The sequence below is a fragment of the uncultured Sulfitobacter sp. genome (assembly GCF_947502895.1).
Lineage (GTDB): Bacteria > Pseudomonadota > Alphaproteobacteria > Rhodobacterales > Rhodobacteraceae > Sulfitobacter.
Map to the genome: position 1 here is coordinate 1,556,661 of NZ_CANNBM010000001.1, position 25,093 is coordinate 1,581,753.

Genomic DNA, 25,093 nt, shown 5'->3' on the forward strand with positions numbered 1-25,093 from the left:
ATGGACGCAACGTACTCTCCCCCGATGGACCCGCTAGAGGTCCTGCACCTGGATCACGAAGTGATACTGGTCAACAAGCCCGCAGGCCTGCTCTCTGTCCCTGGACGAGGCGAACATCTTGCCGATTGCCTGCTGGCCCGCGTGCAGGCCGCCTTTGCGGACGCATTGCTCGTGCACCGTCTGGATCGTGACACGTCCGGTGTGATGATATTCGCCATGACACCCTACGCGCAGCGACATCTCGGCCTGCAATTTGAAAAGCGGATGACGAAAAAGACCTATGTCGCGCGTGTTTGGGGTGTGCCAGAGGAGAAAAAGGGCACAGTCGATCTGCCGTTGATCGTGGATTGGCCAAACCGCCCCCTCCAGATGGTATGCCATGAAACAGGCAAACCCGCCCAGACAGACTGGCGCGTGACAAAAGATGAAGGCTCTACCGCGCGTCTGCGCCTGACCCCGCACACTGGCCGCAGCCACCAGCTGCGCGTTCATATGCTGAGCCTCGGCCACCCCATACTGGGCGACCCCTTTTACGCCAGCGGCGACGCGCTGGATTACCCGCGCATGATGCTACACTCCGAAGAGCTGCGGTTCAAACACCCCGATGGCGGCATTACAACCAAAGTACGCAGTAAGGCGCCATTTTAACGCCGCTGGTGGAGTGGGTTGATGGTACGGGATTGAGTTTATAGGAAAAATAAAGAAGAGGGGAGATGGTCCACTCCGTCCGTACTCTCTCAAGCAGGACGGAGCTTCTTCACTTTTCACGCGGGATAGCTCTCCAGCGATCCGCGCTCCTCAACGCTAACTAAACAGGGTTAAGGGAAGTTTAACGCGCGACAGGTCCCTTCTTTATTTTTCCTGTAAACTCAATCCTGTCCTCGCCTCGCGCGCAGGACGCAGAAAATGAAAAGGGCCGCCCGCAGGCAGCCCCTTAAGCTATACAGTAAATCGGTCAGCCTATTCTGCAGCCCAACCAGAGACAGCTTTGACTTCGAGGAACTCCTCAAGACCAAAGACGCCGCCTTCACGACCATTGCCCGACTGTTTGTAGCCGCCAAAGGGCGAGCCCTGTGCGAAGCCTTGGCCGTTTGTCTCGACCATACCCGAACGCAAGCGGCGCGCCACGCGGCGGCGTTTTTCATCGTCTTCGGTCTGGACATAGTTCGTCAGGCCGTAGGGTGTGTCATTTGCGATGGCGATCGCTTCCTCTTCGGTCTCGAAGGGGATGATCGACAGAACAGGGCCAAACACTTCTTCGCGTGCGATGGTCATGTCGTTGTTAACGTCCGCGAATACGGTTGGTTTGACATAGTAACCACGGTTCAGCCCATCCGGGCGGCCAAGGCCACCTGCAGTCAGGCGCGCCTCTGACATGCCTTTTTCGATCAGACCCTGAATTTTGTTGAACTGCGCTTCGGAAACAACGGGACCGATATGCTTGCCTTCTTCCGATGCGGGGCCAACATGGGTATTGGTCGCCACTTCGGAGGCGGATGCGACAGCTTCGTCGTAGCGTGATTTATGCACCAGCATACGAGTTGGCGCGTTGCACGATTGTCCCGAGTTCCGGAAACAGCGGATGGCACCTTGTTTGGCTGCTTTTGGGTCAGCGTCTTCAAAGATGATGTTTGCGCCTTTGCCACCCAGCTCAAGCGAGACGCGCTTTAGCGTGTCGGCGGCGGCTTTGGAAATCGCGATGCCTGCCCGTGTTGAGCCTGTAAAGCTGACCATATCGACTTCGGGATGGGCGGACAGTTGGCTGCCGACACCGGGGCCGTCGCCGTTCACAAGGTTGAACACACCTGCGGGAAAGCCCGCCTCGTGCACGAACTCGGCAAACAGAACACCTGACAGAGGGGCAATCTCGGACGGCTTGAGGACGACAGTGTTGCCAGTGGCCAGCGCAGGGATCACTTTGAGGATGATCTGGTTCATGGGCCAGTTCCATGGCGTGATCAGCGCGCAGACGCCGATAGGCTCAAGCAGGGTTTTCTCGGAGGCGGTGAAATCACGCTCAAACGAGAAATCCTTGAATGCATTCAGAAAGCCACCGATGTGCCAGCTGCCTGCACCGACCTGTTGTGCACGGCTGAGATTGATGGGCGCGCCCATCTCCATTGACATGGCCTGTGCCATTTCCTCTTGGCGGGCGTCATAGATCTCGGCCAACTTCTGGATCAGGGCGGTGCGCTCTTCTTTGGAGGTTTGTGACCAGCTGTCAAAGGCTGCACGCGCAGCCGCAACGGCAGCGTTGGTATCAGCCTCACCCCCGAGGGAGATAACAGCGCATTGCTCTTCGGTGGAGGGGTTGATGACAGCGAAGTCATTTGCAGTGGTGGGTGCTGTCCACTGGCCGTTAATGTAGAAATTGCGATGCTCAATCATGGTGGTGATCCTTCTGGCGAAATTTGGCATACTGTGTCACTGCCGCTGGCTGCCTGCAAGATGGGGATGGAAGTCAGAGAACGAATGATTAAGTAATGTCCAACACCCCGAATAATGGAGAACGGTAAAATGAGCTTGCGTATTAACGACACGATCCCCGATCTGAAGGTCGAAACGGATCAGGGCACATTCACAATGCATGAATTTGTCGGCGACAGTTGGGCGATCCTGTTTTCGCATCCGAAAGATTTCACGCCTGTTTGCACAACCGAGTTTGGCGCAGTGGCCCAGCTGGCCGAGGAATGGGAAAAGCGCGGCACCAAAGTGATCGGCGTATCTGTTGATGGTGTCGAGGACCACAAGAAGTGGAAAGGTGATATCGAAACTGTTGCCGGTGCCAAGGCGGGCTTCCCGATTATCGCGGATGCGGGGCTGGAGCTGTCAAAGGCGTTTGATATGCTACCCGCCGAGGCTTACCTGCCAGATGGGCGCACACCTGCGGACAGTGCTACGGTGCGTTCGGTCTTTATCATCGGACCTGATAAAAAGCTGAAATTGTCCATGACATACCCTATGACTGTGGGCCGCAACTTTGCCGAGGTGCTGCGCGCGCTGGACGGGTTGCAGACGAGCGTGGGGCAGGGTGTGGCCACGCCTGCGAACTGGAATGTGGGCGATGACGTGATTATCCCTGCAACTGTGTCCGACGAGGATGCGACCGCGAAATTCGGCACGTTCACCAAAGTACTGCCTTATCTGCGCACTGCAAAACTGCCTGAGTAATCGCAACGATTGATGCGAAAGCGCCCCGTGGGAGTGTATCCTGCGGGGCGCTTTCTTATGGGCTGGTTGTACGCGGAGCGCGGACGGGTTTGAGTTTAGGGGAAAAATGAAGACCCTGGACTGTGCCTGATCTACCTAGTGGAGTACCACGCGGGTGCCGTTGGGGACGCGGTTATAGAGGTCGATCACATGTTCGTTGATCATTCGCACACAGCCATTGGAGACGCGCGCCGCGACGGTTTGCGGCTTGGGCGTGCCGTGGATCCGCAGATACGTGTCACGGTCGCCTTTGTAGAGGTAGAGCGCGCGCGCACCCAGCGGGTTCAGTCCGCCACCCTTCATGCCAGCTGCGTGCTTTGCGTAGATATGCGGCTCGCGGCGGATCATCGCTGGGGTAGGGGTCCAGCTGGGCCATTCGGCCTTACGGCGAATGCGGAAGGTGCCAGATTTATAGCGGCCCGCAGTGCCGATACCGACGGAATAGCGGATCGCCTTACCGTCAGGTAGCGTCCAATACAGGGCGAAATGGCCTGGATCGACATGGATTTCATTGGGGCGGAAGCGGTCCTTGATCTCGACAATACGAGGGCGCAAATGCTGTGGCACCTGATAGGTACTTGTGGCTGCAAACGCGGGGCCAGTGGCCAGTGCGGCTGCACCAGTCAGCAATAGGGAACGACGGTCAAATAGGGACATGGCAGTGTCTCCTGTAAAATTAAGTGATTCTTATAAACAAGCGCCAGAATAGGGGAAAAGTTCCAAAATTGTGAGTCTGGATTCCCCTACCCTGACCCTTCATGCTGCATAGGGGTCAGTTGAATTAGGTTTAAAAACTTGATTTTGAAAGATAAATTTAAAGGCGTTAATCCGAGATGACGATGCAGATGTCCGAATTGCCTTGTGCAGACTGTTTCGGAACGGCGCAGTAATCGCGGGAATCAGACAGCCGCGTTTCGCATTGGCAAACGCAAAAGGCCCCCGCGTTTCCGCAGGGGCCTGATGATTCAAAAGCAGTAAAGAGTTACTCTTCTTTTGCTTTTTCTTCTTTTACTTCTTCGCCAGTTTCCTGATCGACCACTTTCATGGACAGACGCACTTTGCCGCGATCGTCAAAGCCCAAGAGCTTTACTTTCACTTCCTGACCTTCCTTCAGCACGTCTGAAGGGTGGTTCAGGCGGCGGTTTTCAATCTGGGAGACGTGGACCAGACCATCCCGCTTGCCAAAGAAGTTCACGAAGGCACCGAAGTCTACGATTTTCACGACCGTACCTGTGTAGACCATGCCCTCTTCAGGCTCGGCTACGATGGAGTGGATCATGTCGTAGGCTTTCTTGATCGCTTCGCCATTGGGCGATGCAATCTTGATGATGCCTTCGTCGTTGATGTCGACTTTGGCGCCAGAGACTTCGACGATCTCGCGGATGACTTTGCCGCCAGAACCGATCACTTCGCGGATTTTATCCGTCGGGATCTGCATGGTCTCGATACGGGGTGCGTGCTCGGAGAATTCTTGCGCGCCCGAGATGGCTTTGTTCATCTCGCCCAGAATGTGCAGACGGCCCGCTTTGGCCTGAGCCAATGCTTTTTCCATGATCTCGGGCGTGATGCCTGCGATCTTGATATCCATCTGCAAGGACGTGATGCCCGCCTCTGTACCGGCCACTTTGAAATCCATGTCGCCGAGGTGGTCTTCGTCACCAAGGATATCCGACAGGATCGCATATTCGCCGTCATCCTCAAGGATCAGACCCATAGCAACACCTGCAACAGCGGATTTGAGCGGAACGCCCGCATCCATCATCGACAGAGAGCCACCACAAACGGACGCCATGGAGGAGGACCCGTTGGACTCGGTGATCTCGGACACAACGCGGATTGTGTATGGGAAATCCGTCGCAGCAGGCAGAACCGCCTGCAACGCACGCCATGCCAGCTTACCATGGCCGATTTCGCGGCGACCCGGAGGGCCCACACGACCCACTTCGCCAACCGAATAGGGCGGGAAGTTATAGTGCAGCAGGAAGTTGGATTTGAAGTTGCCGTGCAGCGCGTCAATGAACTGCTCGTCGTCTCCGGTACCCAGCGTGGTCACGACCAGACCTTGCGTTTCGCCACGGGTAAACAGCGCCGAGCCGTGTGTACGCGGCAAGATGCCTGTCTGGCTGACGATATCGCGGATTTCGTCCGTCTTGCGACCGTCGATACGCTTGCCTGTTTTGACAACGTCACCGCGCAGGATGGAGGCCTCAAGGCCCTTCATCGCGGAGCCGAGGTTGGCATCGGCCAACTGCTCTTCTGTCAAAGCGGCTTTGACTGTCTCGCGTGCGGCGGCAACAGCGGCGGTGCGCTCTTGTTTGTCACCGATGGCGAATGCTGCGCGCATTTCTTTTTCGCCAGCTTTTTTGACAGCAGCGGACAGATCGGAGTAATCGACAGGCTGGAAATCAAACGGCTCTTTTGCCGCTGTTTCGGCCAGATCAATGATCAGGTCGATAACGGGCTGGATCTGCTCATGGGCGAATTTCACGGCACCCAGCATCTCTTCTTCGGTCAGCTCGTAGGCTTCGGATTCAACCATCATCACGGCGTCTTTGGTGCCGGCAACAACCAGATCAAGACGCTGGTCAGGGTTCAGACGCAGGTCCTGCATGTCGTCGATTTCAGGGTTCAGGATGTAATCGCCACCCTCATACCCTACGCGACAAGCAGCAATCGGGCCCATGAACGGCGCGCCGGAAATGGTCAGCGCAGCAGAGGCTGCAATCATCGCGACCATATCGGGGTCGTTGACCAGATCGTGGCTCAGCACGGTACACATCACCAGCACTTCGTTTTTGAAGCCGGGGACGAACAGCGGGCGGATCGGACGGTCGATCAGACGGCTTGTCAGGGTTTCTTTTTCTGTTGGACGCGCTTCGCGTTTAAAGAAACCACCGGGGATTTTACCCGCAGCGTAGTATTTCTCGTTGTAGTGCACTGTCAGCGGGAAAAAGTCCTGACCCGGCTTTTGCTGGCGTGCGAATGTCACGTTCGCCATTACGGATGTCTCGCCATATGTGGCGATAACAGAACCGTCGGCTTGGCGCGCAACTTTCCCTGTTTCCAGTGTAAGCGTCTCTTCGCCCCACTGCATGGATTTCTTAACTTCGTTAAACATCATCGTTTCCTTGTTGGCTCATTAGCCATTGCATAGAGGGCGTATTCCCTCTGACCCCTTTATTTCCTCGCCTGCATCGGGGTCTGGGTGCGGGCGGGTCGATGGGGGGGCTGTACATGAGAATGGATAGGATGGGAAGGGAGAGAGGATTGCTGTCACAACTGACCAATGCAACGATCGACATGCAATCTTTGGTTGTGCCGCCGATTTGCGGCATGTCTGCCCGCAAACAGATCTCACGTGGGGGCATATCGCGTGCATCGCCTGACGGGTTCACAGCCCCGCAGGCATGATGACCAGACAAACCGGCCAAGGTCCGTCTCGATCAAGCCCTGGATTGCTCAATCAGCCGTAAAAACGCCGCGCTGAGACGCCCTGATGTAGGTCCACGCAATGAAACGGCTGGTCTTTTGCCCCTGTGCCATCTCAACAACCCTGTACTCCGCCACCTTGGCCTTTTTTAATATCCTCGACAGCGTTTGAACATTGTCTTTCTTCGACACAAGCGAGGTGAACCACAGGCACTGCTCGGCAAACTCCTTGCTCTGTTCAACCATGGTCGCGATAAACTTTATCTCGCCACCCGCGCACCAAAGCTCACCACTCTGCCCTCCGAAATTGAGATCGCTGGATCGTCCTTCCCCAAGGTTGCTCCACTTGCGTTGCGTACCTTTGCTGGCCTTTTCCATCGACGCATGGAAAGGCGGATTGCAGAGCGTGATGTGAAACGCATCATGGGGTTTGATTACACCTCTGAAAATATCCTTGGGTGTGCTCTGCTGCCTCAGCGCAATCGTCAGTTTGTTGCGCGCGCATATCTGCTGTGCCGATTTGATCGCATCAGGGTCAATATCAACGCCCGTGAAGTCCCAGCCGTATTCGCTTTGACCCAGCAGGGGATAAACCAGACTGGCACCCGTGCCGATGTCCAATGCCCTGACACCCCGTCCGCGCGGAATTTTTTGATTGTTGTCAGCAGCCAGCAGGTCAGCAAGATAATGTATATAATCGACACGGCCCGGAATGGGCGGGCAGAGGTAGTCGGCAGGGATATCCCAGAAATCTACTTGATAATATGCCTTCAACAAGGCGCGGTTAAGCGCACGAACCGCCGCTGGGTCGCGAAAGTTGATTGTCGTCACGCCGACAGGATTGCGTGTCGTAAACGCCTCAAGCTCCGGTGAATGCGCCACCAGATGCACAAAATCATAGCCGTCTTTATGGCGGTTGCGTGGATGCAGCTTGGGTGTGCTGGCCATGGAGGAGCCTTTATCAAAATGGTTGGAGACAACGTGCCAGACCGTGCAGCGTTCTTAGACCCTCGGGCGCAAGTAGTAAAATTGTTAGGCTGCACAGCGGCGACAGATGGGAAAACCTACAACTTCGTATTCATGCGCCCTGCAGCGGGCGTGCAGCAGCGGCAAAACAAACCGTGACCCTGTGCAAACCGCCTCGCTCCCGCTAAACAAGCCCGACAGTATTCAAATCCAGAGCACCCAAATGACCAAAATCTTCACCACCAACCGAGAGCTGCGCTTTGGCGATTGTGACATCTCGGGCACCGCCTATTTCCCTGCCTACCTCGACATTCTCAATGGCGTGAACGAGGAATTCTGGGCGCATATCGGCTATCCGTGGCACGAGATGATCTGGAAAGAGCGTTGGGGCACACCCACCGTGCATCTCAGCTGTGATTTTTCGGTGCCGTCCCTGTTCGGCCAGACCCTCACATTCGATCTGCGTGTGGTCAAGGTGGGGCGGTCGTCCATGACGGTCAAACACATCATCAGCTGTGCAGGCGAACAGCGGTGGCGCAGCACACAGGTCCTCGCGGCTTCCGATCTGGATAAACATACCTCGATCCCGTGGCCCGATCCCGTGCGCGCCACGCTAGAGACATGGCTCAACCCAGAAGAGACCTAGCAACGCACGGTCTGTTACCCCGTAACCGGTGCACAGGGGGGTGTACGAGGGGTGCACACGTTCTGTACGCAGCGCACCCCCGCTATTCCTCATATTTTTAGGGCGTTAACAGCCGATTCGCTGGCTTAGCCTGCAGGTGTTGCGTCACACCCGCTCGCCTGCGTCCAATTTCGCCAAAACCGCTTCCGCATCAGCCAGCACAGTGGCGCGCTTGTCCTCGTCCATGCGGTCCCATGTGCGGTACATGTTCCCCATGCGCGCATTGTTCGAAAATCGCTCGCGGTGCCGATCAAGGAAATGCCAGTACAATGTATTGAAAGGGCAGGCCCCTTCGCCTGTCTTCTGGCTCACCTTATAGGCGCACCCCTTGCAGTAATCCGACATTCGATTGATGTAAGCCCCTGAAGACACATAGGGTTTCGAGGCAATAACACCCCCGTCCGCAAACTGGCTCATCCCCACAACATTGGGCGCTTCGACCCATTCAAACGCATCTGCATAGACTTCAAGATACCAGTCCGACACTTGGCTGGGATCAATCCCCGCCAGCAGCGCAAAGTTGCCCGTCACCATCAAACGCTGGATATGGTGCGCATAGGCTTCGCGCGCAGTCTGGCCCACGGCGGCGGCCATACAGGCCATGTCTGTCTCGCCACCCCAATACATCGCAGGCAAATCGCGCTTTTGTTTCAAAGCGTTGCTCTTGGCATAGTCAGGACCCTCAAGGAAATAGATGCCCCGCACATATTCCCGCCACCCGATGATCTGGCGGATGAACCCCTCAACTGCGTTGATCGGGGCATCGCCGTTTTCATATGCCTTTTCAGCCGCTTGGCAAACCTCCAGCGGCCCCAATAACCCGATGTTGAGATAGGGCGAGATGATGGCGTGGAACAGAAAATCCTCTCCGCGCAGCATCGCATCCTGATAATCGCCGAAGGTCGGTAGGGAGTGGGTTATGAAATGTTCCAGCGCCTCCAGCGCCTGCGCGCGGGTGGTGGCAAACCAGAACGGGCGTAACTCTCCGAAATGGCTTCCGAATTTCGCCTCGACCAGCGCCAGGACATCTCCCGTAATGTTGTCAGGCTCGAACTTCAGCGGCCCTTCTGGCGCAATACTTCCCGGTGCGGGTTTTCGGTTGTCATGGTCGAAATTCCATTGCCCGCCCGCAGGTTTGTCGCCGTCCATCAGCAGGCCTGTCTTGCGGCGCATGTCGCGGTAAAAATATTCCATTCTCAGGGCTTTACGCCCCTCGGCCCATTCCTCGAACTCTGCATGGCTCGCCAGAAAACGATCATCTTGCAGGAGCGTTGTCTTGATCGGTGCATGGGCCAATTTGTTGATAAGCCGCCATTCTCCGGGCTCGGTACAGATCACCTCCTGTGCCCCCGTCTGTTCGGCACGGCGCAGCAACTCCCCCACGATGGATCCTGCATTGTCCGTATCGTCCAACTGGGCATAAGCCACGGTCCAGCCGTCATTCTCCAGTGATGCCGCAAACTTGCGCATCGAACTGAAAATAAGAGCGATTTTCTTGGGGTGGTGCTTTACATAGGTGGCCTCTTCGACGACCTCCGCCATCACCACCGTGTCCGTCGCGCGGCAGCCTTCGCGCAATGCGCTCAACCCTTCGCTCAGCTGGTCGCCCAGCACCAGTACAAGACGGCTCACCACGCCACCTCCTTACCGGCCCAATCATAAAAGCCACCAGACTGGTTGGCGCTCAACCCGCTCATTACATTTATCAAATTCTGTGCTGCCTCTGCTGCGGGCACGGACGGATGCCGCGCCAGATACTTCGCCGTAAACGGTGTCTCGACAGTGCCAGGGTGCAGCGCCACACAAATCGCCTCGCTGTGCGTCCGCTTCAGCTCTATCGCGGTGGTATGCACAATCTGGTTCGCCGCCGCCTTTGCGGCGCGGTAGCTGGTCCACCCGCCGATCCCGTTATCCCCGATGGAGCCGACACGCGCGGTCAGCACCGCACACACACTGAGCCCCTCACGCGGCAGCAACCGCGCTGCATGCCGCAAAATCAACGCAGGCCCGATTGCATTGACAGCAAACTGATCCGCCATCGCCTGTGCGCTCACGGCACGGATAGTCTTCTCTGGGGCGGCGCCGTTGATTTCCAGCGCGCCTGTGGCCACGATGATCCTGTCAAACGGTCCCTCCAGCGCACCCAGATGCTCCTCAACCGATGCTTCATCCGTGATATCCAGACCGTCTTGTCTGCGCGATAGCCCAACAACTTCAGCGCCTTGCGCCTCAAACGCGGCAACCAGCGCGTCACCAATGCCGCCCGAGGCGCCTATAATCAATACTTTATCCATACGCCCCAGATAGCGCACCACCTGCGGGCATCAACGCCACCCCCGTCTTCATTTTTCCCTTAAACTCACGGAAGGTTGCCCTTGGGCAATCTTCCCATAAAGACTCCGATAATCCCCCTTCCCATCTGAAAAACCCTCGTTATAAATAAGGCCATGTATATGAACGCACATAGCCCCTCCTCTGCGCGCCCCGCCGCGCCACTGCTACGTGCCCTGCTGCTAGCCCGCCTCTGAGCGTGCCCAACGGCGCGCCCGCTCAGAGGGATGTGCCGCGCGCCAAAAACAGCAGACAAAAGAAAGACAATCACATGACCGATACGACCCCAAATGCGCCCGCCTCCGGTGTGATCCAAGACCGGGTTTTGATCTTTGACACGACATTGCGCGATGGCGAACAATCCCCCGGCGCGACAATGACCCACGCGGAAAAACTCGAGATTGCCCAGCTGCTCGACGAGATGGGCGTCGACGTGATCGAAGCGGGCTTTCCCATCGCCTCCGAGGGTGACTTCGCGGCTGTGTCCGAGATTGCCAAACAGGCCAAGACCGCCCAAATCTGTGGCCTTGCCCGCGCGCAACTGGGCGATATTGACCGTTGTTGGGAGGCGATCAAGCACGCCAAAAACCCGCGCATCCACACCTTCATCGGCACATCGCCCCTGCACCGCGCCATCCCGAACCTGACAATGGACCAGATGGCCGACCGCATTCACGAAACGGTCACACACGCGCGCAACCTGTGCGAAAACGTACAATGGTCGCCGATGGACGCAACACGGACCGAGGCCGACTACCTCTGCCGCACAGTCGAAATCGCGATCAAAGCGGGGGCGACAACCATCAACATTCCCGACACAGTAGGCTACACCGCCCCACGTGAAAGCGCCGACCTGATCCGCATGCTGCTTGAGCGTGTGCCGGGCGCAGACGAGATCATCTTTGCCACCCACTGCCATAACGATCTTGGCATGGCGACGGCCAACTCCCTCGCCGCTGTTGAGGCTGGTGCGCGCCAGATTGAATGTACGATCAACGGCTTGGGCGAGCGCGCGGGCAATACCGCACTCGAAGAGGTCGTCATGGCCATGAAAGTGCGCAATGACATCATGCCTTACCAAACCCGCGTGGATGCAACCAAGTTGATGAACATCTCGCGCCGTGTCGCCACGGTCAGCGGCTTTGCCGTACAGTTCAACAAGGCCATCGTCGGAAAAAACGCCTTCGCCCACGAGAGCGGCATCCATCAGGACGGTATGCTCAAAAACGCCGAGACATTCGAGATTATGCGCCCCGAGGACGTAGGTCTGGCCGAGACGAATATCGTCATGGGCAAACACTCGGGTCGTGCGGCACTGCGCTCGAAGTTGGAGAACCTCGGGTATGAATTGGGCGACAACCAGCTCAAGGATGTGTTCGTGCGGTTCAAGGAACTGGCCGACCGCAAAAAGGAAATCTATGACGAAGATCTGATCGCTCTGATGCGCATTGCCTCCGACCCCGAAGCCGACCGGATCAAGCTGAAGTCCATGCATGTGGTCTGTGGCACCGATGGCCCGAACGAGGCCAAAATGACCCTCGTCATCGACGGCGCCGAACACAGCACAGAGCAGTCAGGCGATGGTCCTGTCGATGCATCGTTCAAGTGCATCAAGGCGCTGGTAGATCACTCTGCGCGCCTGCAACTCTATCAAGTGGCCGCTGTGACCGAAGGCACGGATGCGCAGGCCACCGTGTCTGTGCGCCTTGAGGAAGAGGGCCGCATCGTGACAGGGCAATCGGCAGATACCGACACCGTCGTTGCATCCGCCCGTGCCTATATCCACGCTCTTAACCGTTTGCTGGTGCGCCGCGAAAAAGGCGGCACCGACAAGCGCGAGATCAACTACAAAGACGCAAGCTAAAGACGGGAGGGGCTGGACATATGTTCGGCCCCGTTCTCGCACATGCCAAGACACTTGGCATAAGCTGGACTTGTTTCACCCGTCTCCTTTGTCAGGGTAGTGGCGGCGCAAGATAAGCGGTCTCGTCCGGCTCAGGCTGCATCATCGTTTCGCGCCATCGGTTCTGTTCGGCGGTGATAATGTACAACTCCCAAACACAGGCTACGGCGGGACGGTTTATGGTGTCTAATGGTTTGGCATCGCTGTACTGGTGGCGATAGATCCGCTGGCACAGCACCGACCCCTGCGCCCACCAATGCGCAGCGATCGTAAGACCCGTATCACCGGGATGAATGATCACAAAACCCAAACCGTTGCTGTCCCCCATGTCTTCCACATCGCCAAGAACGTCCTCGCGCAAAAAATGGCCAGCGATGTCTATCATTTCGCGGGTTACGGTTTTGCCCTCGGCAAGCAGCTCGTAAATCTTGAATTTGACGATATCCAAATCCCAAACCCCGCGGTCAACAGTGGCACGGGGTCGGTAGGTTTCGGTGCTGCCTGAACTCATTTCAACCGCCTGTTTGGGTGCGCAATAGCTTTGCTACACAGTCGTTAAAATGTCGTGGGCCTGGCCCAAAGTCTCGACCAGACCTGCCAGAAAACGGTTTGCGGTGACATCAATCAGCGCCTTGCCCTCGACGTCTTGTAGCGTAAAGGGCTGATCGCTCAGTTTTTCCAGCTCACGCAGGCTTTTGCCGCCGCCGTGTTTGAGGACATTTGCAGCAAGGTAATAGTGATAGACCGTCTCCGCGAGGTCGACATGGCCCTCGGCCACCAGCTTGTTGCGCAGCTTCACGAAAAACGGACCGCGGGCGAAATGATGCTGAAGCCGCGCTTCAAAAGCCGAGACAGTCTCGACCACAATGGTTTCGATCTCGGATACATCTGCATCGGTATTCCGTGCCGCCGCATCCGCATTTGCGAGCAGTTGGGCAACGTCTGGGGTGTCGGTCATGGCATGGGCCTTTTGGGTAAGAGGGTGCGCCATTAGCAGCGACTGTTGACCGCGTCATACGGGCAGGGGGGCTATGCGGGCAAGGGGCGCTATAGGTTTGGCTGCTTCGTTGTTGCCCGGATAATGCCCTCGCGGTCCCGCCTTGCATTGCAAGCCTGCGGCCACTGTTTCTGATTTTGGCATAATTGTTTCTAATTTGGGTCCAATTTCCACCGTAATGCCAGCCGATACTTAACCTAACGGAAAGAAAAGGATCAGGCACATGGCCACGGTTGGCTATTACTCAATGACTACCGGACAGGGTCTGGCGAGTCAGGTAGACGAGATCACCAACAATGGTGATACGGCCGTGAACGTGACTGTGCCGAACACTGCACAACTGTCGTCTTTGGACAGCCTTTATGTTGTGAATCCCAGTAACGGCAGCTTTGGCGCCGAGTATTTGGCAAACCTCCCCGATATCGCTGCTGCTGTGAACGGCGGGATGAACCTGATTATCTTTGACCGCTATGTCACCAACGCCCAAACGATCTTGCCAGGGGGCTCTGGCATCACATCAGTCCGCAATTTTGCAAGCGGTGCGGACGTGAACGTCGCCGCAGGCGCACCGTCCAGTTTTGTGAACGGGCCGAACGGGACCATTACAGACAGCACGTTTGATGGGGGCAATTTCTCCAACCACGGCTACGTCGAAAGCACCTCAATGCCCCCTGGTGCGGTGCCGCTGCTCACGACATCAGACCCGACGCATATTGTTGCATTTACCTATCCTGTAGGTGCGGGAAACGTATTTTATTCTACGATACCACTGGATTTCTATACCGGCTCGAACAACGCGAATATTACCCCTGCTGATGTGTTCACGCTATTTGGAAACACGACCGAGATATTGTGTTTCACACGTGGGGCGTTGATTGAAACGGCGCGCGGCGAGCGTCCTGTCGAGCAGTTGAAAATAGGCGATGCCGTGCGCGTGGCGCGGGGTGGCACGCGGCGCATCCGCTGGATCAGCACCAGCAAGGTAAGCCGTGAGATGCTCAGCCGCCAACCCAAGCTGCGCCCAGTGCGCATTTGTGCAGGCGCGCTGGGCAGCGGGCTGCCTCGCCGTGATCTGTTGGTCAGCCGACAACACAGGATGTTGGTGCAATCCGCCGTTGCCGAACGGATGTTCGGCACGCGACAGGCGCTGATCTCTGCGAAAAAACTCACCGCATTGCCGGGTATCTATGTGGATGAGCAGGTGACAGAGGTGTCGTATTTCCACATCTTGTTTGACGCCCATGAAGTGATCCATGCCGAAGGCGCCCCAAGCGAAAGCCTGTTCACTGGGCCAGAGGCGCTGAAATCCATTCCCGCTGCGGCGCGGGCCGAACTACAAAGCATCTTTCCCGAATTATGTACGTCAGATCATTGCAGCAGTCCCGCTGCCCTTATTCCCACAGGCAAGGCACAAAAGCAGTTGGTGGCGAGACATCTTAAAAACGAAAAAGCGGTGTATGAAACCGCGCGACAGCGAGGTCGCGCGGTCCACCTGCATTAAGGGCCGAACCCGGCGTTTAGCGGCTAAGGCTCGGGAAATAGTCCTCACATTTGCCTTCACGGTAAACATCTGCCGTGCAGCAATGCAGGCCACCGCCAAAGGCATAGGCATCGCGCAGCTCTACCTCGACAACTTCCATGCCCAATTTGTCCATCTGCTCGGCCTGATAGACCTCGGATTTCTCGACACAAACGGTTTTGGGGTCCAGCACCAGCACGTTCATGCTGAGCCATGTGGAGGAATAGCACAGCGGTGGCGGTGTGTTATGCGCGGGGCTTGCGGCATCCACAATCTCCCACCCGTTGTCATTGTACATCTTACGCTGCTCTTCGGGCAGGCGGCGGTGCGGGTTGTTGAGGATCAGACCGGGGCGCAGCGGCGTGAAGGTCGCGTCGATGTGGATGGGGTAGGGATCACCGGGGAAATTGACCGTATGTACGCGGTGATCGGGGAAGTGGCGGCGCAGCCATTCGATGCCCTTTAGGTTCGTCGTAAACCCGTGCTGAACGACCAGATCGCGGCCAAAGCGCAGAACGTCGGCGGCGTCAAACAGCGGCTCTTCCTCGGTAGTGACAAAGTGGCGTTCTTCTGCCCATTTCAGGCGCTGTGCGTTCCCGATTTTGTCGTTCAGGTAATCGGGATGGTAATCCGCGTCCGTCAGGCGCGGCTTTGGTGCGCTTTCATGGCGGAAGTTCGGGTCTTCGTCAAAATACTGCTGCATCAACGGGCGGTAGTTGAGGTATTCGAACCAGCGGCAGCGATAAGACATCGTTGCTTCCAGCATCTCTGACCCTACCGTCAGCAGAACATCGCGCGGCGGCATGCAGCCGAACTGCGACTCGGTGTGGAAATCCGGTGTGGTGGCGGGCACGGAGTGGTCGATGCTGGTAGGGCGGTCCACGCGCACGCCGCGCTTTTGCAGCATAGCAGCAAAGTTATCCAACAACTCGTTCGCACGGTCGATGGTTTCTTGCGGGCGGCGGCCCCACTGGCCGCGCATGTCGCTGTCCTCTGGCACCTTGGCATCCAGTGCAGGTTCCTCGGGCGGGATGTGGCAATCATCGGCACGCCCGACAATGACGTGCTTGAGCGGGTCCCACTCGTTCCAGCTGTTCACGACTGTTTTTTGCATGATGCACTCCCCTGCGATTGATTTGGTCAAATGGGTAGGGCGTCCGGCATGTGGGTGCAAGACGTGGATGCGATACGATTGCACTGATTGCGCAGTTCGTGTCACGCTAAAGCGGAAAGAGGAGGGGCTTATGGCAATTTGGGAATTGGACGGTGCAGAAATCGCGGCGCAGATCGCACAGGGTGCGATAAGCGCGCGTGAAGTAGCCGAGGCTACACTTGCGCGCATGGATTCGGTGAACCCGGTGATTAACGCGGTTGTGGCGCGCGATGATGCAGCAGCACTTGCCGCAGCTGATGCGGTTGATGCGGCACGTGCCAGTGGTGCTGCGCTGGGGCCGATGGCGGGCGTGCCTGTTACGATCAAGGAAAACGTGGATCAGGCAGGATTTGCCACAACAAACGGTCTGCGCATCCAGCGCGACCTGATAGCCGAGCAGGACAATCCCGTGGTCACCAACCTGCGCCGCGCAGGTGCTGTAATTGTGGGGCGGACAAACACCCCTGCTTTCTCGCTACGCTGGTTCACCCGCAATTCGCTGCACGGGCATACCCGCAATCCGCACAACGCCGCGATCACGCCCGGCGGGTCTTCTGGTGGGGCGGCCTCTGCCACGGCGGCGGGTATCGGGGCGATCGGGCATGGCACAGATATTGGCGGCTCCATCCGCTATCCTGCCTATGCCTGCGGGTTACAGGGCATCCGGCCTACGCTGGGGCGCGTTGCGGCATGGAACGGCAGCGCGCCGGATCGTCATATCGGCGCACAGCTGATGGCGGTGTCGGGTCCGCATGCGCGCTCCGTGCGGGATGTGCGCATGGCGCTTGACGTGATGAGCCAGCCTGATCTGCGCGATCCATGGCACACGCCTGCACCACTCATTGGCGCCGAATACCCCCGCCGCGCCGCGCTCTGTGTGGCCCCCGAAGGGCTGCAAACACATCCGCTGGTCGAAGCGGCGCTGCGTGATGCGGCCTCGCGCCTGATTGATGCGGGTTGGCGCGTAGACGAAGTCGACAGCCCGCCCTTCCGCGCTCCCGCGCGATGTCAGGCGCAGCTGTGGCTGGCGGAAATGGCACGGGGCGCACAGGCGGCATTTGCCCAAGAGGATGATCTTGATGCCAATCATGTGCTGGCCGAAATGCATAAACTGACGCCAGTGCCTGACCTGAACGAGGTTCTGGACGCGATGCAGTCGCGCCTCGGCTTTCTGCGCGAATGGCAGTCATTCCTCGCCAAACATCCTGTTTTGATTTGTCCAATCTCCGCCGAGCCGCCTTTTCCCGACCTGCTGGACCTACAGGACTTCCCCCGCGTGATGGAGGCGCAACTGACACAAGTGGGGCTGCCGTTGATGGGTTTGCCCGGCATGTCGGTCTTTACCGGATTTGAACAAAGTGAGGCAGGGCGCGTCCCGTTGGGTGCCCAATTGATTGCAGGGCGTTACCGCGAGGACATATTGCTGGATGCAGCAGAAGCGATAGAAGCGCGCGGCCCTGCAATACAGGTGGTGACACCATAAGGCCTTGCAGAAACGGGTCTATGTCAAAATTTTGCGAATGCAAGTAAACCTTTAGCCATGAATTATACACGGAACGCAAAGTTGCAATCGTCAACCGGCCAGCAAAAAGTGGTGTTGGAGGTGTGGGGCGTGGATGGGCCAAATTCCGCTAGCATCGAGATTACCAGCAAGTGCAATTTGAAGTGTACAATGTGCCCGCTCACTCTCGCCACCAGCTCTACTTCGGGCGCTGTCACACACTTGACCCTGCCGCTATGGGAGAAGTTTCTAAAAGGGTTGGAGCAAGACATATCGCGCGTGCTGCTCACCGGCTTTGGGGAGCCGATGTTACATCCTCATCTCCTGCGCTTTCTAGGCGATCTACAAGAGCGGTCCTTGCTGACCAGCCTCACAACAAATGGCGTCAGGACAACGCCAGCGTTTCTAGCTGCGATGCCCGACCTGACTTATCTCGACCATCTGAATGTCTCTATCGATAGCTTTGACCCTGATGTTTATGAGGCAATCCGCAAGGGTAAGCTGGGAAAATGTCTGGACACAATTTCGAAGTATGCAAAGGCGCGGGGGCCGCGCACCACCCTTAGCGTTTCGAGCATACTGATGCAGTCTACCCTTCCTTCGCTGAAAGAGGCGCCGCGAAAGCTGGCTGATTTGGGGGTCGAGCATCTGGTTTTGCAATCACTGTTCGATCAGGCGCCCGAGGGACTTGATCAGCATTTGAGTGGTGAGCAACTGGCAGATCAGATCGGGGAAATCCAACACCAAGGGGCGCAAGCAGGGGTCGAAGTGCATTTTGAACTCCCTGATCGGTTGCAGTTGGAATTGCACGATCCAGCTGCGGCAAACCGCAATTATTTTGATGATAGTCGCGCACACGGACAAAGCCGAGTGTGCGGGTTGGCGTGGGATACGACACATGTGGATGCCGCGGGGAAGGTCTTTCCATGCTGTCGGGCAGCAGCGGTCGATCAAGGCGCGCTGGGTGATCTGGGCAAGGTGTCGTTTGCTGAAATCTGGCAGGGCCAGCCCTATCAAGCATTGCGCAGCAGCTTCGGTCAGGCAGATCGGCTGAGCGATCTGTGTGCAACTTGTACGACAGTGCCGGCGGGGCTGCACGTCCATGCAGGGTTCGAAGGGCGCGTAGAGCCGGTGATTGATCAAGCTGATGATGGTACGTTGACGCTATACGTGACAAACTGTGGCACGCGCGACTGGGATGCGGAGTATCGCCCCAGCATAGGGACAGCCCGCCCCAATGATCGTGAATCGCCTCTCTATAACAAAAGCTGGATTAGCCGGAACCGTGTCGCCAGGATGCATGAAGGTCGTGTTTCGCCCGGTGGCAGGGCGCGGTTTACCTTGCCCGTCAACGTATCCGATGGCGAAGCTGCCAAAGAGCATTTTCAACTGGTGATAGATGGAATGTTCTGGATACCTGGAACGCACTTTTCGCTTCGGTGGGACGTCAGGGCAGACAACATCCAGCACTAAAAAAAGCCGCGTACCAAATGGCACGCGGCTTTGAATGTTTGTAGTTTCGGGTGCGCTTAGCGGCGCAGGCCCAGACGCTTGATCAGGTCCTGATAGCGCGCTTCGTCCTTGGACTTGACGTAGTCCAGAAGTTTGCGGCGTGTCGCGACCATTTTCAGCAGACCACGGCGACCGTGGTTGTCTTTTTTGTGGGTTTTGAAGTGCTCTGTCAGTGTCGCGATGCGCGAGCTGAGAACAGCAACTTGTACTTCGGGGGAGCCGGTATCGCCGTCTTTGGCGCCGAATTCCTTCATCACACGTGCTTTTTCTTCTTTCGTAATCGACATCGGGGTCTCCTTTTCAAAAAGGTTATAGGGATGGCTCAGGCCGGGATGTCGTCCAGCACAGGCCCATGGAGGAATCGCAAACCTGCGTCTGCGATGAGGGCGTATAGGCGGGATTGGCGGCTTTGGCAAAGCCTTATTCCGCGTGAGCACAGTGTTTGGCCAAAGAGTATCCGCAGCAAAATTGCTGGCTGGCGGGCCACAACCGCAGATCGCTTATGTATCGGTGGAGGCAAGACCGAATTGTGTCGCAGTGCTGAGGGGGATAAGTGCGATATCGCCCGGCAGCAGATCGGTTCCGTTGACTGTCGCCACGACGGCCCCGTCGAGCATCACAAGGGTCTGGTTGATGTCATCTGGATCAGCAGAAAGGGTAATCTGCGGTTCACCCTGCTCGCCACTGTCATCCCAAACCAGAACGATGCTGTCATCATCTGCGGAATAATCGAGAATCTCTGCCGCTTCGCCTGAAGAAAGCCAGTCGCCCAGCACGATTTCGTCCGTGCCTTCCCCTGCGGTCACGATATCGCCCGCACCCACAAGGATACTATCATCGCCGCCACCACCGTTCAGGAAGTCGGCATCATCATTGTCGTTGCCAGCTGCGTCCCGCATCAGGCCGCTCAGCACATCGTTGCCCCAACCGCCAAACAGAGCGTCAGAGCCTGCACCGCCGCTCAGCGTATCGTGATCCAGCCCACCGTGCACCGTATCGTTGCCGGTCCCGCCTTCCAGCAGATCATTTCCTGCGGAACCTTGCAGCGCATCATTGCCTGCATCGCCCATCAGCGTGTCGTTCGCGTTGTGCCCGAACAGGTCATCGTCCTGATCGCCACCTGACAGGGCATCACCACCGTCCTGACCGTGCAGCGTGTCATTGCCTGCCTGACCGGCCAGCGTATCATTCCCCGAATCGCCGCGCAGGGCGTCATTGCCTGCACCGCCCGACAGCATATCGTCACCGTCCAGCCCGCGCATACGGTCATTACTTTGCGTGCCGGTCAGATCGTCGTCGCCGTCCGTTCCATCGCTCAGCGTAACGCTATGTGATTCACCAGGGTCAAGCGGCGGCAGCAGTGCTGCATCATCGCCGCCACGCGGATCATAATCAGGCTCAAAATTGTCTTCGGGAATTTCATCAAGAGGGCCGTCAGCATCCGAAAGAACTTCGACCGTGTCGGTGCCAAAATCGCTGGTCGTTGGCGCAGGGGCGACAAAATCACCCTCGTCTTCGTCATTTGTCTGGGGGTCTACAAAGGTGACAGCGCCAACTGCCATTAGTCCCATTAATCCCGCTAACCACAACATACTGAACGATCCATTAATAATCGGGTCATGCCCAACTGCATAAGCACAGATTTGGCACGAATCGTCAAAATTGTAAGGGGAAAATGGTTAACGCCCTCTGACGATCCGTGTTAGTCCCGCGCCTGCTCCCAGAGAACGGGTTGGGCGCTATAGGGCAGGTAGAGCGGGTGACGCGGATGGCCTGCTTTTGTCAGCCCCAGATGATGCAATGCGTAGCCTGCCGCGCGCAGCTGCGCGGCGGTTTGAGGGCCTTGGTTGCGGTGTTCGCCATGCACGCCCCATGCGGCAATCACGGTATCGGCCCATTGTGCCGCTTCGCGCAATGCAGCCGCGTTGTCAGGCCCTTCCGGATCGGCCGCGGCGCGCATATCGCGTGGATCGGTGGCGCGCAGGGCAAAGATGTTCACCGCACAAAACCCGCCAAACTCCAAACGCCGCGCGCGTTGCTCGCACCGCTCGATTGTGGGGTCGTTCTGTACCTCGGTCGCGGTCGAGGGGTTGAGCATGACAAAGGTCACGCGCGGAGCGCCTGCGTCCCAGACCCGTCGCAAACTATATCGAAACCGCTCGCAGTCGGAATAGACCGCGATGGAGGGGGCGTCCCCCTTGATATGGCTGCGTGTAATCATAACCTAGGACGAACCGGTGTTGAAAACCCGTGATGGATGCAACTCACCCGACTTGAATGTACCAACGGCCACAGCGCGGCCCTCATGGGCGGCCCAGCATTCATCGCCGTATTCAACATCATTCGCAAAAACCATGCCGGGGTTGCCGTTGCGCAGACGCATGGCGCCATCGCTGCTGGCAGTGACTTGGGGCAGGTCTTGCAGACCCAACTCAAGCGGGCCGAGGTACTCGTCCAGCGCGGGGGTTTTGGCCATCTCGTCAACTTGGGCCAGAGTAAGCGCGTTTTCCACCTCGAAAGGGCCGGACCATGTGCGGCGCAATTCGCGCACGTGGCCCTTGCATCCCAGCACCTCACCCAGATCGCGCGCAATAGAGCGAACATAGCCGCCCTTGCCACAGACCATCTCCAGCGTCACGTGATCCGCGTCGGGACGCTCCAGCATAATCAGGCTGTCAACGAACAACGGGCGCGCGGCAATTTCCATCGCTTCGCCGTCACGTGCGCGCTTATACGCACGCTCTCCATCGATTTTGACGGCCGAAAACTGCGGCGGCACCTGTTCGATATCGCCTACAAATCCGTGCAACGCTTCCTTGATGGCAGCGTCGTCAGGGCGCAGATCAGAGGTGGCAATCACCTCGCCCTCGGCATCGTCGGTATTGGTTGCAGCGCCCAGACGCACGGTAAAGACATAGGCCTTTAGTGCGTCAGTGATGTAGGGCACCGTTTTTGTTGCCTCACCCAAGGCAATGGCCAGAACACCCGTCGCATCAGGGTCCAGCGTACCTGCATGGCCAGCCTTGCGCGCGTCAAATGCCCAGCGGACCTTGTTGACAACAGTAGTTGATGTGGGGCCTGCGGGTTTGTCGATAACAACCCAGCCGGAAATATCGCGGCCTTTGCGTTTGCGTGCCATGTGCTGTCCTTGGAAGTGAGAAGCGTTCCGCGCCGTTTTGCAGATTGCGCGATCGGGCGCAACGGGGACTATTCGTCGGCGCTCTCTGCCGTGGCGGGAATATCTGCGGACGAATCAGGGCCGGCCTCTGCCTCAGTCGGAGCGGGGGGCGGTGTTTGTCCCTCAACCACCCCGATGATCGGGCCAAGCGCCCCAAAGCCGATATCGTTGCGGCCCAGATCGGGTGCGCGCAAACGCGATACATTGCCGTCGAAATAAAGTGCTTGGCTTAGCCCGAGATGGTCGCGGAATACGCTGCCGAAAGCATGGAAGGTGACGGGGCTATTGGAGATGACAAAAACGGCGCGCGTGCCGTCCGGGCTGGTGCCAACCCCGTTGCGGATGTAGCGCGAGGTGGAATCGCGCAAAAAGCGCGGATGCAATTCACCGTCGATAACCAACATGGGGCCTGACTGGGTCGCACTGATACACTCGGGCGCATCGGCCACATAGCGTAGCGTCTCGATCACATCGGCGCGGCGCGGGCGCAGACACAGGATGCCGTTGGGCAACAGACCAAAGTTGCCTGGCCCTGCGTTGGTAATAACGCGCTGCACGGTCACACCGTCCTCGATGTAGAGGCCAACAGGCGCACGGTCATCATGATACATGCCCGCATTGGCAGCAAAACCTAGGGAGAATCCCTGATCCACAAGGGCGGCGTTGAGTGTACCGAAGTAACCGTAAGGGCGGGTTGTTTCAGGCTCATACAGAAACAGGCGAAGCACCTGCTGTGTCAGGTCTACATCGCAAATTGCATATTCGACGCCCTTGTAGGTTTCCTCACGGCATGTGGCGGCCTGCGCAGGCGGTGCGAGTGAGGCGCACAGCAGCGCAATCGCGGCCAATGCAGCGCACAGTCTCACGTGTCTGCTGTCCCGTCTTCTTCACCGCTGCGGTCTGGTGCGGCTGCGTCGCGTCGCACGACATCCTGTGCCAGCATGCGGCGGGTCTCATCCATCTGGTCAAAGGTACGGTCCAGCTGGAACCGCAGTTCGGGCGAGAATTTCAGAGTGAGTTTCTTGGCAACCATCTTGCGCAATTCATGCTTGTTGCGGCCAAGGATCTTTAGAACGTCTTCCTGACCGATGCCGCCCAGCGGCAGGACATAGGCGGTGGCGACCTTCAGATCGTTCGAGGTCCGCACCTCGCCCACGGTGATGGACATGCGCGCCAGTTCGGGGTCGTGGACATCGCCCCGCACCAATACTTCGCTCAGCGCACGGCGGATGGTCTCGCCCACGCGCAGCTGTCTTTGTGTCGGGCCTGCGCCCTGCGATGATTTGTTCTTTGCCATGGCTTCCGTCTAAGGGGTCTGATCTTCTTTGCCAAGCGGATGCGGGCGCGCTACACCGCATGCCAGCATAAACCAGCAAGGATTTCGCCCATGACACAGACAACAGGTATCGCCATTACAGGTGTATCGGGCCGAATGGGCCAAATGCTGGTGCGTGAGGTAATGGCCCATGCAGACCTGCACATTGCAGGCGCAATCGAGCGGTCTGGCCATGGGTGGCTAGGGCAAGATCTGGGACTGGCCATGGGCGGCACGGCGCTGGGTATCCATGTGACAGATGACGCTGCGGCAGGATTTGCGCAGGCCCAAGCGGTGATCGATTTCACCGCCCCTGCCGCCACCATCGCTTTTGCAGCGCAAGCCGCCACGCATGGTATCGTGCATGTGATCGGCACAACGGGGATGAGCGAGGACGAGATCGCCCAGCTGGCTGTACCCGCCAGGCGCGCCGTGATCGTGCGGGCTGGCAACATGAGCCTCGGGGTGAACCTGCTCACTTTGCTGACGCGCAAAGTGGCCGCTGCATTGGACGCTGATTTTGATATCGAGATCATCGAATCGCACCACAATCAAAAGGTCGATGCGCCCTCTGGCACTGCCCTGATGCTCGGTGAGGCCGCCGCCGAGGGCCGTGGCGTAGCGTTGCGCGATGTCAGTGACGCGGGCCGTGACGGTATCACGGGGGCGCGTAAACGCGGTGATATCGGCTTTTCTGCAATCCGCGGCGGCGATATTGTGGGGGAACATGACGTGATGTTTGCTGGCGCAGGAGAGCGGATTGTTCTGCGCCACATCGCCTCTGATCGGGCGCTATTTGCCAAGGGCGCACTCAAGGCCGCACTCTGGGGTCAGGGGCGTGAAGCGGGTGAATACGACATGCTTGATGTGCTGGGGTTATCCGAGGGTTAGGACAGTCTCGCGCAAAAACTCCTGAAAAAATGAAACCAAATGCGCGGCTGGTGCGTATGTTTCGCATAGGACCTCAATAGGAGCGACCCCATGCCGCGCATTCTACCAGCTTTAGGAGCCCTGTGCATCGCAGCCGCGACGCCTGCCGCTGCCGAGTTTTCCAAAGTGACCAGTGCGTCGCAGTTCAAAAGCCTTGTCAGTGGCAAGACATTGACACGCCCTTTGGTAAAGTTGCGCGTCAACAGCAACGGGGCCATCACAGGCAAAGGTGCTGCTTGGGATGTGAGCGGCAAGTGGACGTGGAAGAACGGCTACTTTTGCCGCAGCCTCGACTGGGGCGGCGAGGATCTGGGTTATAACTGTCAGGAAGTTCAGGCGTCCGGCAAGAAAATCCGCTTTACCTCCGACCAAGGCACGGGCGACAGCGCAGAATTCAGCCTCCGCTGATGTAACGGATAGCAGACGGGTTTCGGGCGTCACAGCACTGTGGCGCCCGTTTTGTT

General features: G+C 57.7%; 24 protein-coding genes. 9 read left to right on the forward strand and 15 right to left on the reverse strand.

Features of this window, described 5'->3' with window-relative positions; all coding sequences use genetic code 11:
• Positions 1 to 648: a pseudouridine synthase gene (locus Q0903_RS07655; RefSeq protein WP_299027350.1), complete on the forward strand. Its 648-nt coding sequence runs from the start codon at positions 1 to 3 to the stop codon at positions 646 to 648.
• Between the two features lie 312 nt (positions 649 to 960).
• Here Q0903_RS07655 and Q0903_RS07660 read toward each other — a convergent pair whose 3' ends face one another.
• Complete coding sequence (locus Q0903_RS07660) at positions 961 to 2,388, reverse strand: aldehyde dehydrogenase family protein (protein ID WP_299027353.1); 1,428 nt, start codon at positions 2,386 to 2,388, stop codon at positions 961 to 963.
• A gap of 129 nt (positions 2,389 to 2,517) precedes the next feature.
• On the opposite strand from Q0903_RS07660, the gene Q0903_RS07665 reads away from it, so the two are divergent.
• Positions 2,518 to 3,171, forward strand: a complete 654-nt coding sequence (locus Q0903_RS07665) for a peroxiredoxin (RefSeq protein WP_299027356.1) — start codon at positions 2,518 to 2,520, stop codon at positions 3,169 to 3,171.
• A 135-nt stretch (positions 3,172 to 3,306) separates the two neighbouring features.
• On the opposite strand, the gene Q0903_RS07670 is transcribed toward Q0903_RS07665, so the two are convergent.
• From Q0903_RS07670 to rlmF, 3 genes are all read right to left on the reverse strand, one after another.
• Positions 3,307 to 3,867 (reverse strand): L,D-transpeptidase, encoded by a 561-nt coding sequence (locus tag Q0903_RS07670; protein WP_299027359.1) that lies wholly within the window; start codon positions 3,865 to 3,867, stop codon positions 3,307 to 3,309.
• A gap of 325 nt (positions 3,868 to 4,192) precedes the next feature.
• Positions 4,193 to 6,328 carry a polyribonucleotide nucleotidyltransferase gene (gene pnp, locus Q0903_RS07675; protein WP_299027362.1) on the reverse strand — a complete coding sequence of 712 codons (2,136 nt, stop codon included), beginning with the start codon at positions 6,326 to 6,328 and terminating at the stop codon, positions 4,193 to 4,195.
• A 341-nt stretch (positions 6,329 to 6,669) separates the two neighbouring features.
• Positions 6,670 to 7,587: a 23S rRNA (adenine(1618)-N(6))-methyltransferase RlmF gene (gene rlmF, locus Q0903_RS07680; RefSeq protein WP_299414297.1), complete on the reverse strand. Its 918-nt coding sequence runs from the start codon at positions 7,585 to 7,587 to the stop codon at positions 6,670 to 6,672.
• Positions 7,588 to 7,828: 241 nt separating this feature from the next.
• Between rlmF and Q0903_RS07685 the strand changes: the two genes are divergently transcribed.
• Positions 7,829 to 8,251, forward strand: coding sequence for a thioesterase family protein (locus Q0903_RS07685; RefSeq protein WP_299027367.1), 423 nt, complete (start codon positions 7,829 to 7,831; stop codon positions 8,249 to 8,251).
• A 144-nt stretch (positions 8,252 to 8,395) separates the two neighbouring features.
• On the opposite strand, the gene Q0903_RS07690 is transcribed toward Q0903_RS07685, so the two are convergent.
• A complete protein-coding gene (locus Q0903_RS07690; protein WP_299414299.1) occupies positions 8,396 to 9,922 on the reverse strand; it encodes a cryptochrome/photolyase family protein in 1,527 nt (508 codons plus the stop codon).
• Complete coding sequence (locus Q0903_RS07695) at positions 9,919 to 10,584, reverse strand: SDR family NAD(P)-dependent oxidoreductase (RefSeq protein ID WP_299414301.1); 666 nt, start codon at positions 10,582 to 10,584, stop codon at positions 9,919 to 9,921. Before Q0903_RS07695 ends, Q0903_RS07690 begins: the two co-directional genes overlap by 4 nt.
• Before the next feature lie 308 nt (positions 10,585 to 10,892).
• On the opposite strand from Q0903_RS07695, the gene Q0903_RS07700 reads away from it, so the two are divergent.
• A complete protein-coding gene (locus Q0903_RS07700; protein WP_299414304.1) occupies positions 10,893 to 12,485 on the forward strand; it encodes a 2-isopropylmalate synthase in 1,593 nt (530 codons plus the stop codon).
• Positions 12,486 to 12,576: 91 nt separating this feature from the next.
• Here Q0903_RS07700 and Q0903_RS07705 read toward each other — a convergent pair whose 3' ends face one another.
• A complete protein-coding gene (locus Q0903_RS07705; protein WP_299414307.1) occupies positions 12,577 to 13,035 on the reverse strand; it encodes a hypothetical protein in 459 nt (152 codons plus the stop codon).
• 33 nt (positions 13,036 to 13,068) lie between these two features.
• Positions 13,069 to 13,482: a hypothetical protein gene (locus tag Q0903_RS07710; RefSeq protein ID WP_299414309.1), complete on the reverse strand. Its 414-nt coding sequence runs from the start codon at positions 13,480 to 13,482 to the stop codon at positions 13,069 to 13,071.
• A gap of 262 nt (positions 13,483 to 13,744) precedes the next feature.
• Here Q0903_RS07710 and Q0903_RS07715 point away from each other — a divergent pair, with 262 nt between their 5' ends.
• Positions 13,745 to 15,022: a Hint domain-containing protein gene (locus tag Q0903_RS07715; RefSeq protein ID WP_299414312.1), complete on the forward strand. Its 1,278-nt coding sequence runs from the start codon at positions 13,745 to 13,747 to the stop codon at positions 15,020 to 15,022.
• Positions 15,023 to 15,038: 16 nt separating this feature from the next.
• On the opposite strand, the gene Q0903_RS07720 is transcribed toward Q0903_RS07715, so the two are convergent.
• A complete protein-coding gene (locus tag Q0903_RS07720) occupies positions 15,039 to 16,154 on the reverse strand; it encodes a serine/threonine protein kinase (RefSeq protein ID WP_299414315.1) in 1,116 nt (371 codons plus the stop codon).
• 130 nt (positions 16,155 to 16,284) lie between these two features.
• On the opposite strand from Q0903_RS07720, the gene Q0903_RS07725 reads away from it, so the two are divergent.
• A complete protein-coding gene (locus Q0903_RS07725) occupies positions 16,285 to 17,676 on the forward strand; it encodes an amidase family protein (RefSeq protein WP_299414317.1) in 1,392 nt (463 codons plus the stop codon).
• Positions 17,677 to 17,733: 57 nt separating this feature from the next.
• The gene (locus Q0903_RS07730) at positions 17,734 to 19,167 is read left to right on the forward strand and encodes a radical SAM protein (RefSeq protein ID WP_299414320.1); all 1,434 of its coding nucleotides are present in this window, start codon (positions 17,734 to 17,736) and stop codon (positions 19,165 to 19,167) included.
• 56 nt (positions 19,168 to 19,223) lie between these two features.
• Here Q0903_RS07730 and rpsO read toward each other — a convergent pair whose 3' ends face one another.
• The 6 genes from rpsO to rbfA form a co-directional block, all read right to left on the reverse strand.
• Positions 19,224 to 19,493 carry a 30S ribosomal protein S15 gene (gene rpsO, locus Q0903_RS07735; protein WP_025058755.1) on the reverse strand — a complete coding sequence of 90 codons (270 nt, stop codon included), beginning with the start codon at positions 19,491 to 19,493 and terminating at the stop codon, positions 19,224 to 19,226.
• A gap of 213 nt (positions 19,494 to 19,706) precedes the next feature.
• On the reverse strand, positions 19,707 to 20,768 hold the full coding sequence (locus tag Q0903_RS07740) for a calcium-binding protein (RefSeq protein WP_299414323.1): 1,062 nt from the start codon (positions 20,766 to 20,768) through the stop codon (positions 19,707 to 19,709).
• A 140-nt stretch (positions 20,769 to 20,908) separates the two neighbouring features.
• Positions 20,909 to 21,427: a DUF1643 domain-containing protein gene (locus Q0903_RS07745; protein ID WP_299414325.1), complete on the reverse strand. Its 519-nt coding sequence runs from the start codon at positions 21,425 to 21,427 to the stop codon at positions 20,909 to 20,911.
• 3 nt (positions 21,428 to 21,430) lie between these two features.
• Entirely contained in the window at positions 21,431 to 22,345 is a 915-nt protein-coding gene (gene truB / locus Q0903_RS07750; protein ID WP_299414327.1) for a tRNA pseudouridine(55) synthase TruB, read from the reverse strand.
• A gap of 68 nt (positions 22,346 to 22,413) precedes the next feature.
• Positions 22,414 to 23,250 carry a phosphodiester glycosidase family protein gene (locus tag Q0903_RS07755; protein ID WP_299414329.1) on the reverse strand — a complete coding sequence of 279 codons (837 nt, stop codon included), beginning with the start codon at positions 23,248 to 23,250 and terminating at the stop codon, positions 22,414 to 22,416.
• The gene (gene rbfA, locus Q0903_RS07760) at positions 23,247 to 23,681 is read right to left on the reverse strand and encodes a 30S ribosome-binding factor RbfA (RefSeq protein ID WP_299027413.1); all 435 of its coding nucleotides are present in this window, start codon (positions 23,679 to 23,681) and stop codon (positions 23,247 to 23,249) included. Before rbfA ends, Q0903_RS07755 begins: the two co-directional genes overlap by 4 nt.
• A 90-nt stretch (positions 23,682 to 23,771) precedes the next feature.
• Between rbfA and dapB the strand changes: the two genes are divergently transcribed.
• Positions 23,772 to 24,590 (forward strand): 4-hydroxy-tetrahydrodipicolinate reductase, encoded by an 819-nt coding sequence (dapB, locus tag Q0903_RS07765; protein WP_299414331.1) that lies wholly within the window; start codon positions 23,772 to 23,774, stop codon positions 24,588 to 24,590.
• Positions 24,591 to 24,680: 90 nt separating this feature from the next.
• Positions 24,681 to 25,037, forward strand: coding sequence for a dihydrodipicolinate reductase (locus Q0903_RS07770; protein ID WP_299414332.1), 357 nt, complete (start codon positions 24,681 to 24,683; stop codon positions 25,035 to 25,037).
• Positions 25,038 to 25,093 lie beyond the last annotated feature (56 nt).